The organism is Pseudoalteromonas sp. PAB 2.2 (genome assembly GCF_001938575.1).
Lineage (GTDB): Bacteria > Pseudomonadota > Gammaproteobacteria > Enterobacterales > Alteromonadaceae > Pseudoalteromonas > Pseudoalteromonas lipolytica.
This window is the reverse complement of sequence record NZ_LYPI01000022.1, coordinates 22,744-35,299: the sequence shown is the minus strand read 5'-3', so window position 1 is coordinate 35,299 and position 12,556 is coordinate 22,744. Positions and strand designations below refer to the sequence as shown.

The following is a 12,556-nucleotide window of genomic DNA, read 5'->3' as shown; positions in this document are numbered from 1 at the left end:
CCGCCTTATGCGAGCAGTAAAATGGCCAATGGCGGAGATGCAATCGCCTTATTAAGAGACTCACTTGCCGCAGAAGGGATAGCGCTAAGCGTGGAATATTTACCGTGGCAAGATGCACTAAAAAAAGCAGAGCAACCGGGGTATCTAGGTTACTATCCCGCGTGGCTTTCTGAGATACAAGCAGGGTTTATTGCTTCATCCCCCATTTTAACTTCACAACTTGCTGTGATGACCAGCCAAAGTAGCGTGCAACACTATGAAAGCATTGAGCAACTATTTAGTAAAAGTAAAGTGGGTATCGTTGGTGCTTATATTTACCCTGATGAAGTTGAAAAGGTCATTCAAGCTTACGAAAGCAGTATTATTCGCGCCGCAAATGATGAAGAGCTTTTTCACTTACTTCAGACAAACCAAATAAACTTTGCCATTGCAGCCCCTGAAGTATTCAACTACTTTGCCACGCAGAAAAATGTGTCTAAACCCCATATTGTTAGCCAGTTTGTCGATTCCCCTTTAGTGATAGGCATTCGTAATGCGCCTGAAAACCGCGAAAAAGCCACGCGTTTACAATCGTTATTTAGCATCAATAACCTCGAAACGATGGTCTACACAAAACCAAAAAAGCTGCTATTAACCTATATAGACATACCGAGTATCTCACCGTTTAATGAGTTCATTAGCCAAATATATGATGACATTGGCATTAAAACCCAAATACAAGCAACGCCTGCACGAAGAGGGCTTTTGTTGCTCAACGCGGGGATCATTGATGCAGACGTTGTCAGAGCTAAAAGTATTATTAAAGAGTTTGAAAATGTCGTTGTCGTAGAGCCAAGTCTCAGCGTGATAAACATTGTATTATTATGCCGACAAGCGTTACCTTGCAGTCGAGAAATATTGTACGATCCTAGCAAGAATATTATCAGCACCACTGGCAATACTGAGCTTTTAAGTGAGTTTGATATTAAAGCGCGTATTACGCACAACGAAGCGCTCAATCACAGCCTTGATTTATTAAGAAAAAAACGAATAAATTATATTCTGTATCCCGCACTTGAAAATGAACTAGCCTCTTTAAAAAAAGAATTTCACGTAATCGTATTACGTCAGTTAGCAGTCAATACCGTGATAAATAAAAAACACGCAGCGCTGATACCTGAACTATCAAAAGCAATTAAAGCACGGCTACCCGAATTAAAAAGGCAACTAGACAAAGACAACATAAAACAGTCAAATTTACCCAAAAACTAGATAAATTTATAAAATCCCAACGACTTAGCGAGTTTGATTTGCTAAACTTCAGGCTCAAAAGTGCTGTGAGGAAGAATGCATGTGGCTTGAAAGGCTAAGGCGTCGATTAGCAAAGCCTAAAACATCTGTGCAATTGTGCTTACTTGGTGTAAGTGCGGGACTAATTGCGGCAGTGTTGATCATATTATTTCGCCTCACGATCATGTTTTTCCAAAGCTTATTTTTAGAAAAACCTGACGACTTTACGACTCTTCCCACACTTGAACGTGTATTACTCCCTGTCGGCGCTGCCTTATTAATTGCTTTATTTGCCGCATTAACGGGTTTTAAACACTACCGTTTAGGGATCCCCTTTGTAATTCACCGAATCAAAAAGCATTATGGCCAAATGCCACTGTACAACACCGTTAACCAATTTGTTGGTGGAGCGTTGGCGTTAATTAGTGGTTTTTCAGTGGGTCGTGAAGGTCCTTCTGTCCACATGGGAGCAACGGGTGCAAGTTTGCTTGCCGATAAATTGCATTTACCCCACAATGCCATGAGAACCCTGACTGGCTGCGGTGTTGCAGCGGGTATCGCAGCCTCATTCAATACCCCACTTGCTGCGGTAATCTTTGTAATGGAAGTCGTACTTAGGGAATACAAAGTACACATATTTGTGCCAATTATGCTTGCCGCGGTGACAGGCGCACTCGCCACCCAATTTGTGTTTGGTGATGCATCTGAACTGGCGCTTATTACCATGAACCCACTCAGTGGCTGGCATTACCCATTTTTAATCTTATTTGGTATGGCGCTGGGAGCAGTTGCGTATGCGTTTAATCAAAACTTAATGTTGATCATTCGCACTTTTAAACCATTAAGCATGTTTCCACGTTTATTACTTGCAGGGTTAATTGCAGGTTTAATTGCCTACATGGTGCCGCATGCGATGGGCTCTGGTATGAGTGCAATTACCATTGCCATTGAATCACCCGATGATGTGCAGTTTTTGACGACCATTTTAATTGCCAAGCTATTAGCAACTTTATTTGCTATTGGCTTGGGGATACCCGGCGGTATTATTGGCCCCGTGATTGGATTAGGCGTACTTATGGGCACGTTAATGGCATTTTTTGCGCAGTTTATTAGCCCAGGGGTTGATATTGCAGGTACTTACAGCATGCTTGGAATGGCAGGCTTACTTGCGGCCACCTTACATGCGCCGCTTGCCGCACTTACAACCGTGATGGAGCTAACTTCAAGTCCTGAGATTATTGTGCCTGCCATGCTCGTTATCTCAACAGCGTATGTTACCGCGCTGCAATTCTTTGGTAACCGCTCTATCTTTATGCAACAACTGGATTTCCAAGGACTTGAATATCAAATTTCGCCAGCAACCGAGGCGTTGCAAAAAGTGGGTGTGATGGAAGAAATGGATGAGCATTTCAAACTGCTATACAGCGATGATAAAGAACAAATAAAAGCATCTCTCGATGCCATTGACAGTCAAACACCATTAATTGTTCACGATGACGAAAATGGCTATCGCCTAGCAGAATATGACTTGAGCTTGATGTCAGATCAAAACAGTAATATTAAATATGTCAGTCTCGCAGGTTTAAGTAGCCAAGCCACACTCGCGGATGCCTTTGACTTGCTTAAAGATAAACGAAGCGGTGCGGTGTATATATATAACTTACTTGATAATCAGCAAATTATGGGGCTTTTGCGTTGGGACCAAATTAGACATATTCTGACCATACGCAATAGCCTGTTATAACAATTAAAATGGATCAATAAATGAGTGCGCTATTAATTTACAAAACGTTTCATGTATTTTTTATGATTGCTTGGTTCGCTGGTATTTTCTACTTACCACGATTATTTGTTTACCACGCCATGAGCGAAGAAAAAGCCTGTAACTCAATGTTAAAAGTAATGGAGCGACGCTTACTGTTATTCGTTACCCCTTTTGCGGTATTAACACTGGTTTTTGGGGTACTGACAATTGTTGAATATGGCCGTGAATGGTTCAAATACAGCATGTGGCTTCACTATAAGTTAGTGCTCGTTATTATCTTATATATCTACCATGCCTACTGTTTTAAGTTATTGGCTGATTTTAAGCATGATCGCAACACACGTAGCGATCGTTTTTATCGCATTTTTAATGAAATTCCGGTGCTGATTCTATTGGCGATTGTCGCATTAGCAATTATTAAACCTAGCTTATAATTTGCTGCTGTGTACGCTAAAAATTTGCTATAGTACGGCGCAAATTTATGCGACCTCCCATACAGAGTGTCAGCGCCTTTATAAATGTGATTAGGAACAAGCCCCATGTTAAGTTTCCAAGGTGAAAATATCCTGTCGGTCAATCAACTTGATCGCGATTGTATTGAACGTATTTTTGCAGTTGCTAAGAAAATGGAGCCCTATGCTAAAAAGCAAAAGCGCACCAATGTGTTAGAAGGCGCTATATTAGCTAATTTATTCTTCGAGCCAAGCACGCGAACACGTGTCAGCTTTGGCACCGCCTTTAATCTACTCGGTGGTTTAGTGCGTGAAACTACGGGCATGCAAAGCTCAGCGTTAGCCAAAGGTGAATCACTGTACGACACAGCACGTGTTATTTCAGCTTATGCTGATGCCGTTGCAATGCGTCACCCAGATGCAGGCTCGGTAGCCGAGTTTGCAACAGGCTGTGATGTACCTGTCATTAACGGCGGTGACGGTCCTAATGAACACCCCACTCAAGCACTACTCGATTTATTAACTATCGAACGTGAACTGGGGCGTTTTAATCAACCAATAGACGGTATGCACATTGCCCTTGTTGGTGATTTAAAATATGGCCGTACTGTTCACTCGTTATCTAAATTACTGTGCCACTATAAAGACATTAAATTTTCAATGGTCGCGCCTGACGGCTTACAAATGCCAGACTATGTTTTAGATGCTGTTGATAATGCGGGTCATAAAATTCAACTGGTTGACAAAATGGAAGGCAACCTTGCGGCAGATATTGTTTATCAAACCCGCATCCAAGAAGAACGCTTTCCTTCGCAAGAAGAAGCAAACAAATACCGTGGTGGTTTCCGTATCAGCCAAGCAATTTACAACACACACTGTAAGCCAAATTCAGTACTGATGCACCCACTCCCACGTGACAGCCGTTTAGAAGCAAACGAGCTTGATAACGATTTAAACAGCAACGATAACCTTGCAATTTTCCGCCAAGTTCAAAACGGCGTATTAATTCGCATGGCCTTGTTTGCTCTGACCTTAGATGTTGCTGACAAAGTTGAGCAATATGAAGTCAACGTACCGTGGTTTAGCCGTAAACGTAACAGCTAATAATCTACGTTTAGGGCTCGCTTGAGCCCTTGCAAACCTCTCATTTAACGTGACAACCAAATAGGACTATTCATGACAATTAGCCAAGATCTTTTTAATCGCGCGCAAGAATCAATCCCAGGCGGTGTTAACTCACCCGTTCGTGCATTTAATGGCGTAGGCGGCACCCCTCTTTTTATCACCAAAGCCGAAGGTCCGTTTACGTTCGACGCCGATGGTAACCGCTACATTGACTATGTCGGTTCTTGGGGCCCAATGATCATGGGGCATAATCACCCAGCTATTAAACAGGCAGTACTCGAGGCAGTTGAAAATGGCTTAAGCTATGGTGCCCCCACTGAAGCCGAAATTTTAATGGCCGAAAAAGTAAAAGAGCTTGTTCCATCAATCGAAAAAGTACGTATGGTGAGCTCAGGCACTGAAGCAACAATGAGTGCGATTCGCCTTGCTCGTGGCTTCACTGGCCGTGACAAAATATTAAAGTTTGAAGGCTGTTACCACGGTCACGCTGATTCACTGCTTGTTAAAGCAGGTTCAGGTGCATTGACTATGGGCGTGCCTAACTCACCGGGCATTCCAGAGGATTTTGCTAAACACACATTAACGGTGTCGTTTAATAACTTAGACGAAGTAAAAGCCATTTTTGCCAAATACGCCGACGAGATTGCCTGTATCATCGTTGAACCAGTTGCTGGCAACATGAACTGTATCCCACCAGTACCAGGCTTTTTAGAAGGTCTACGTGAGGTGTGTGATGAGTACAAGTCAGTGCTTATTTTTGATGAAGTGATGACAGGTTTCCGTGTTGCTTTAGGGGGCGCACAAGCATATTACAACATCAAACCAGACCTTACTTGCCTTGGTAAAGTTATTGGTGGCGGTATGCCAGTGGGTGCTTTTGGCGGTAAAAAAGAAATCATGGATTATATCGCGCCCGTTGGTCCGGTTTACCAAGCAGGTACTTTATCAGGTAACCCAATAGCCATGGCTGCCGGCTTAAAATCGCTTGAGCTATTAAGTGTTGATGGTTTACATGATGAACTTGAAGCTAAGAGCAAAGCGTTATGTGACGGCTTTGAAGCAGCAGCGAAAAAAGCAGGCATTCCCCTAACAACCAATTATGCTGGCGGCATGTATGGTTTCTTCTTTACTGATAAAGAGAAAGTAACCAGCTACCAACAAGCAACAGAGTGTGATTTAGAGCGCTTTAAAAAGTTCTTCCACTTAATGCTTGATGAAGGCGTATACCTAGCACCTTCTGCATTTGAGGCAGGCTTTGTATGTGCAGAGCATTCTGAAAAAGAAATTGCAGACACCATTGCAGCAGCAGAGCGAGCTTTCGCTAAATTATAATATCTGAACAGACCACCTTATTTAAGGTGGTCTTAATCCTAATAGTAACTTCATCTCTTTTGTCACATCATGATCCGCTTAATAATCAGATAAGCAATACAAAAAAATCAGATAAAAACACATTATAAATTACAAATAAAACATATTTTATACATAAAAACCTTCTCCTTCCTGATTGTTATCTTTATAAAAGAATCTACTCGCAAACTTGAACCTAAAACCTTACTTTAAAATAACTTAAAGTATAATTAAGAAAAAATTAAAGCAATTACATATAGTTACATATGTTTATTTTATGTGTAAATAAACATTATAAATAAAAATTAGATCGTTCCAAGGCGTTTTTTTGTTGGTTTATCGTATTTATAATATAAAAGATTGATCTGTATGTTCCCGCCATGTTACCAATTTGTTTCACCCTTTTATTTAAAGTGAAAAACACAAATAAAAAAATACAAGGCGTGAAAGTTATTAACAAATAACAACAATTTACAATTAAATTTTCACAGGGAAATCTCAATGAAAAACAACTTTTCAAAAACATTTAAGCGTTCGTTCACGGCTGCAGCCGTTGCGATGACCTTAAGTGCAGCTATGCCTGCTATGGCTGATAATGTTAATGGGGCAATAAAAGGTAATATTACAACTCAATCAGGTGTTTCTTTAGCTGGCGCAACAATTACTATTAGTGATAAAAGCAAAGGTTATGAAAAAACACTTACTGCAGATGCAAATGGCCAGTTTAACCTTAACCAAGTACCTGTTGGTAAATATGATGTAGTGGTGTCACAAGCTGGGTTTGAAAAAGCACAGATAAATGATGTAATCATCGGTGTAGGTAAAACAGCCCTTCTCGAAATTCCATTAGTCGAAGGTAATATTGAACGTATCGCCGTTGTAGGTGGTGCAGTTCGTGCCGTTGATGTTTCTGTTACTGAATCATCATTAAACATTAGCTCAGAAGAACTTGAATTATTACCAGTTGCTCGCTCATTAACATCGGTTGCTTTACTAGCGCCAGGTGCAACTGAAGGTGATAGTCGCTTTGGTGATCAAGCATCATTTGGTGGCTCATCTGTCGCCGAAAATGCTTATTACGTAAATGGCTTGAACATGACTAACTTTCGTAATGGCTTAGGCGGTGCAACCATCCCATTCTCAGCCTACGATAGTTTTCAGATAAAAACTGGCGGCTATTCTTCTGAATTTGGTCGAACAACGGGTGGCTTAATCTCTGCAGTTACAAAATCAGGTACTAATGACTTTCACTTTGGTGTTGAATCAATTTATTCGCCTGATTCATTAAGAGAACAAGCACCAAATTCGGTTTACTTACAAAATGAGCGTTGTGAGGATGCTGATGGCCACTGTATCGGTGACTTATTTGTTAACAACCAAGATGACTATGCAAACTCATTTGAAACAAATATTTATGCATCAGGTGCGTTGATTGAAGATACACTTTTCTTCTATGGTATTTATACATTCCGTGATAATGAAACAGAGTACGGTAACGCTTCTCAAACCTCTCTAACAAAAGAGAAAGATGATGACCCTTATTATCTAGCGCGTATTGACTGGAACATTAATGAGGATCATCAATTAATGCTCTGGGGATTTAGTGATGAACGCACATACTCAGAAAGCACAATCGAAGATCCTAATGGCACTGGTAACTACACTTTAGACGGCGGTACAGCTTATCACAAGCGCGGTGGTGAAAGTTTTGCAGTACGTTATACAGGTAACTTGACTGATGACTTAAGCATGTCTGCAATGTACGGTGAAGTTAAATTTTCAGAAACTGATTATTCAGATTTTGATGACTGCCCTACTGGCTATGATGCAGACTTAGGTGTTGATACTACTTGTTATGTAAACTTCACTGTTGGTGCTAACGAAGATAAGCGCGAGCAATTGCGCGTCGACTTTGATTGGTACTTAAATGATGAGCATACGCTAAGATTTGGTTATGACTCAGAAACCAATTCATCGAATGCAACGACAATCAACTCAGGCGGTATTTACTACTACTACAGAACATACGAAGAAGGTGCTCGTCTCCCAAATGGTTATGTTCTTACTGAGGATATGAAGACAACCCGCGTACGTAATTATAGTAATGGCGGTGAATTTGAAGTTGAAAACTGGGCTATTTACCTTGAAGATCAATGGGCCGTTACTGAAAACTTAACGCTTACCTTAGGGCTTCGTAATGACAGCTTCACAAACTATAATGCTGATGGTGACGAGTTTGTTTCTATTGATAACCAAATTGCACCAAGATTAGGTGCATCTTGGGATATCAACGGTGATGGTGACAGTAAGTTATTTATTACTGCTGGACGTTATTATTTACCTGTTGCAGCAAACACGAACATTCGTTTAGCTGGCGCAGAAACCTATATTCAAACTTGGTATGAATATGAAGGTTTAAATGCTGACGGTACTCCAATTGGTCTAAGTAACCAGTTAGGTGAACCTGCGATTTCAAACGGGGGTGATGGTACTGCAAAACCATCAAATACCTTAGCAGATAAAGATCTTGAGCCAATGTACAATGATGAAATTATTGTAGGTTATCAAGCGGCTATAAATGATGACTGGTCTTGGAGCATCAAAGGGACATACCGCACACTTGGCAATCAAATTGATGATGGCTCATATATCTTCACTGATGAAGATGGTGAAAAACTTGGTGAAAATTGGTTCTTATTTAACCCAGGAAATGGTGCAACATTTAACTTTGACCTAGATGGTGATGGAGTAACTGAAGAATACAGTTTCACCGCCGAAGAGCTAGGTTATCCTGAAGCTAAACGTCGATACGCTGCCGTTGACCTATCTATTGAGAAAAGCTGGGACAGTGTTTGGTCTTTAAAAGCACTATACACTTGGTCACATAACTACGGTAACACTGAAGGTTTTGTTAAATCTGATAATGGTCAAGATGATGCTGGTTTAACACAAGATTGGGATTACCCTTACCTTATGGATGGTGCTAACGGTAACTTACCTGCAGACCGTCGTCACAATATTAAAGTTTACGGTGCATTCGCAGTTACTGAAGACTTCTTAGTAGGCGCAAACTTAAATGTTTCTTCTGGTCGCCCTTGGACAGCATTAGGTGCGGGCTATACACCAAACCCAGACTTATATGATTATGGCGATACCTATTATGTAGGTGATAAACGCTACCCTCGCGGCAGCATGGGAACAACTCCCTGGACAGCTCGATTAGATCTTAACTTTACGTACAACTTGCATTTCAATGACCAAAAAGTGCGCTTCGCATTAGATATTTTCAATGTATTTGATGCAGCTACAGCAACTCGTTACGACGAAGTCGCTGAAATAGCGGCTGGTGATGACAGTGCAACATTCGGTCTACCGCAAAGTTATCAATCTCCTCGTCGAGTCCAAATATCTGCTTCTTACGACTTTTAACCTCAGTTAATTGAACAAGATAAGTAGATAACCTAAAAGCCTCTCAATGAGGCTTTTATTTCATTTTTAATGTTTTAAGTGACTCTGTATTCAATAAAAATATGATTTTCCCTCTCTATTATGAGTATGAATTAACTACTCTATATAGTTTTAAGCTAGTACTTTTACAAAGAGGCTGGTGATAAGCGTATCTAAGTTTAACTATTTAACTCTATTAAACTTTTCTCTACTTCAAATTACTCGTCTTTAAAAACTAATTTAGGTAAAACAGCATTCATACGAAATTCTTAAAACTCTGCAAGTACTCTTTAAAATGCTGTATACCAATTTGCTTAATTAAAAGAGCTATTTTAAGCCAAGTTCCAGTAATTAGTTACTCTTGGCAGTTGCTCTGCCTCCATTTAGCCACCAATGAAAAACTTTTAACGCTGGCAGTTCGGCCGTGGTTCAAACTCACTGGCGCGAATTGGTAACTGCACTACTTTGCCGCAGCCTGGCGGTGCTTGTAGTCCGGTTTCTTCATTAATGAATGCCCAGCGAACTGATGCTGGACGCGTGTCAGCTATCGCTTCAGGATTGAGCGGTTTAAGATAACGAATATAGGCTTCAAGTGCGCCAACACTGCCCGTTAACCCCGTGCTCTTGTTATCATCGCGACCAATCCATGCCACCGTCACTGTATTTTGATCGAAGCCTGCAAACCAGCTATCACGTAAATCGTTACTTGTACCCGTTTTACCAGCCAGTTGAATAGATGGAAAGTGGGCATTCAAACGTTTAGCAGTGCCATCTTTTGTTACCCGCTTCATGGCATATTTTGTCATGTATACAGAGGCATCATCAAAACGCTTCTGCGATTCAACATCATGTTTATAAAGTACTTTACCAACCGAGTCTGTTAACGCTGAGATAGACGTAAGCTCACGATATTGCCCATCTGCCGCAAGCGTTGTGTAAAGCTGAGCCACTTCAAAACTTGAAAGCTCTAACGCCCCTAATAACAGTGACGGGTATTGTTCGATACGTTCATCAACGCCTAAGCGCTTCAGTGTATCAGCCACTTTATCAACACCTACATCTAACCCCGTATTGACCGCTGGGATATTTACACTGTTACTAAACGCTTTATAGAGTGGCATTGGGCCTCGGAATTGCTTATCGAAGTTTTCAGGCTGCCACACTTTTCCTTGTTCATTTGTTACTTGTAGTGGTGAATCATCCACTAAAGTTGCTACATTAAATTTTCCGCTTTCAAAGGCCGTTAAATAAACGGCGGGTTTCACTAACGAGCCAATGTTACGTTTTGTATCAAGTACACGGTTAAAGCCAAAGTAACGCACATCTCGGCCTGCTACGAGTGCCGATACCCCCCCCTTCTCAACATTTACAGAGATCATGGCTGCTTCAAGTTCTTCTGTTTTAGGGCGTTTTTCTAAGTAAGGTAGACTTGCTTCTATCGACTCTTCCATCGCCGTTTGTTTTTGAAGGTCAAAATAGGTAAAAACTCGCACACCCGCATCTAATACCTGTTGATCGGGCAGTAATCGTTTTAGTTCACGATTAACCAGTTCTAAATAACCTGGATACGACTTTTGCAGGCTGTCTTTCATAGGTGCAATGTCGATTGGACGCTTTAAAGCGGCGCGATATTCACGCGTATCAATGAGTTTGTTCTCCACCATTAAGCGCAATACTAAATCTCGTCTTTCCATGGCGCGTTCACTGTAACGACGAGGGTTGTAATACGATGGGCCTTTTACCATGGCAACAAGTAGCGCTATTTGGTCGTACTCAAGTTCATCGACAGGCTTTGAAAAATAAAAATCAGCGGCAAGCCCCATACCGTGTACACCTTGGTTATAAGACTGACCTAAGTACACTTCGTTTAAATACGCTTCGAGAATTTCATCTTTGCTGTAACGGTAATCTAAAATCAGTGCTATTAATGCTTCATTAAATTTACGCACTAATGAACGCTCACGCGTTAAATATATATTTTTTGCTAATTGCTGAGTCAGCGTACTGCCACCCTGCACGGTTCTACCCGCTTTAATATTACTGTATAAAGCGCGCATTATTGACCAAACAGACACACCGTGATGTTGATAAAAATTACGATCTTCGACCACCAGCAGCGTGTCTTTTAACATCGCTGGAAACTTATCTAGCGGGACAAATTCACGGTCTTGTTTTGAGTCGTTACCAATGCGCGCAATTTGCACCGGCTCTAGGCGCGCGGTGTTTAAACGACGACCGAATTTATCTTTAATGGTTGCTAACTTTTGCCCAGAAAAACGCAGCTCAATAACATGAGCCTCTTCAAGGCCATCGTAAAACTCAAATTCACGGCGATATACTTTAATGGTGTTAGCTGATTTTACATACTGACCTGTACGACTTAGTTTATTTACTGACGAATAATTTAAACGATTTAACTCCCAAACAACCTCTTGTTGAGACAAGAACTGTCCTGGGTAAAAGCTCATTGCGCGCGCATAGACTTGGGCGGGAAGTTGCCATTTGTTGCCTTCAAACTGACGGGTAATTTTGGCATCTAAATAAATAAGATAAAGCACCATGGTAATGACCACAGCCAACGAAAGCTTCCAAAAAATTGACCACATTTTTCGAAGCACGCGTACTTTAGTTGTCGGTTGAGATGCGTTTGAACGCTTTGCAGTTGAACGTTTCGTTGCCGTCGTTTTTTTACCTGACGACTTTTTTGCAGGAGTTTTTTTATCAGCCATTGAGTTCGCTATTGGTCAGTTAATTTTACAGGGTTATATTTTGCATAACAGCGCAATACTAACACCTGCAAAATTAACAGTCACTTAAACTCGGTTAGCGTGTACACAACCAAAGTGAGTGAATGACAGCGGGGATGAAAAAGATAAAACACAAAATAATATTGATGATTAAATCTTTACCTACGCCCGCTTTCAGAAATACCGCAACAGGCGGTAAAAATAACGATAAAATGATTAGTAACAGTTTGTTATCCATGTTTTTCCCTTTTTAGTTAAGTGTTATCAGCATAGTCAATAAAACCACCTCTCGCCTATAAGAAAACACTTATTTTTAACGCAAAAAAGCTCTACCAATAGTAGAGCTTTGATTTGAACACACAATGATATTATTTAGCGTGTGCGCTGGGCACACGCATTAA

8 protein-coding genes are annotated in these 12,556 nt (G+C 40.9%); 6 read left to right on the top strand and 2 right to left on the bottom strand.

Going from position 1 to position 12,556, the window contains the following annotated elements:
- The first annotated feature begins 21 nt into the window (after window positions 1-21).
- From BWD47_RS18040 to BWD47_RS18015, 6 genes are all read left to right on the top strand, one after another.
- The gene (locus tag BWD47_RS18040) at window positions 22-1,251 is read left to right on the top strand and encodes a transporter substrate-binding domain-containing protein (RefSeq protein ID WP_075594429.1); all 1,230 of its coding nucleotides are present in this window, start codon (window positions 22-24) and stop codon (window positions 1,249-1,251) included.
- Window positions 1,252-1,330: 79 nt separating this feature from the next.
- Window positions 1,331-3,013, top strand: coding sequence for a chloride channel protein (locus BWD47_RS18035; protein WP_036966445.1), 1,683 nt, complete (start codon window positions 1,331-1,333; stop codon window positions 3,011-3,013).
- Window positions 3,014-3,033: 20 nt separating this feature from the next.
- Window positions 3,034-3,468 carry a CopD family protein gene (locus BWD47_RS18030; RefSeq protein ID WP_036966443.1) on the top strand — a complete coding sequence of 145 codons (435 nt, stop codon included), beginning with the start codon at window positions 3,034-3,036 and terminating at the stop codon, window positions 3,466-3,468.
- Window positions 3,469-3,573: 105 nt separating this feature from the next.
- A complete protein-coding gene (locus BWD47_RS18025) occupies window positions 3,574-4,590 on the top strand; it encodes an aspartate carbamoyltransferase (RefSeq protein WP_036966441.1) in 1,017 nt (338 codons plus the stop codon).
- A gap of 72 nt (window positions 4,591-4,662) precedes the next feature.
- Window positions 4,663-5,943 carry a glutamate-1-semialdehyde 2,1-aminomutase gene (hemL, locus tag BWD47_RS18020; protein ID WP_075594428.1) on the top strand — a complete coding sequence of 427 codons (1,281 nt, stop codon included), beginning with the start codon at window positions 4,663-4,665 and terminating at the stop codon, window positions 5,941-5,943.
- Between the two features lie 519 nt (window positions 5,944-6,462).
- On the top strand, window positions 6,463-9,390 hold the full coding sequence (locus tag BWD47_RS18015) for a TonB-dependent receptor (protein WP_075594427.1): 2,928 nt from the start codon (window positions 6,463-6,465) through the stop codon (window positions 9,388-9,390).
- A gap of 422 nt (window positions 9,391-9,812) precedes the next feature.
- Here BWD47_RS18015 and mrcB read toward each other — a convergent pair whose 3' ends face one another.
- Window positions 9,813-12,137 carry a penicillin-binding protein 1B gene (gene mrcB, locus BWD47_RS18010; RefSeq protein ID WP_075594426.1) on the bottom strand — a complete coding sequence of 775 codons (2,325 nt, stop codon included), beginning with the start codon at window positions 12,135-12,137 and terminating at the stop codon, window positions 9,813-9,815.
- 94 nt (window positions 12,138-12,231) lie between these two features.
- Complete coding sequence (locus BWD47_RS18005; protein WP_074989046.1) at window positions 12,232-12,393, bottom strand: YqaE/Pmp3 family membrane protein; 162 nt, start codon at window positions 12,391-12,393, stop codon at window positions 12,232-12,234.
- Window positions 12,394-12,556 lie beyond the last annotated feature (163 nt).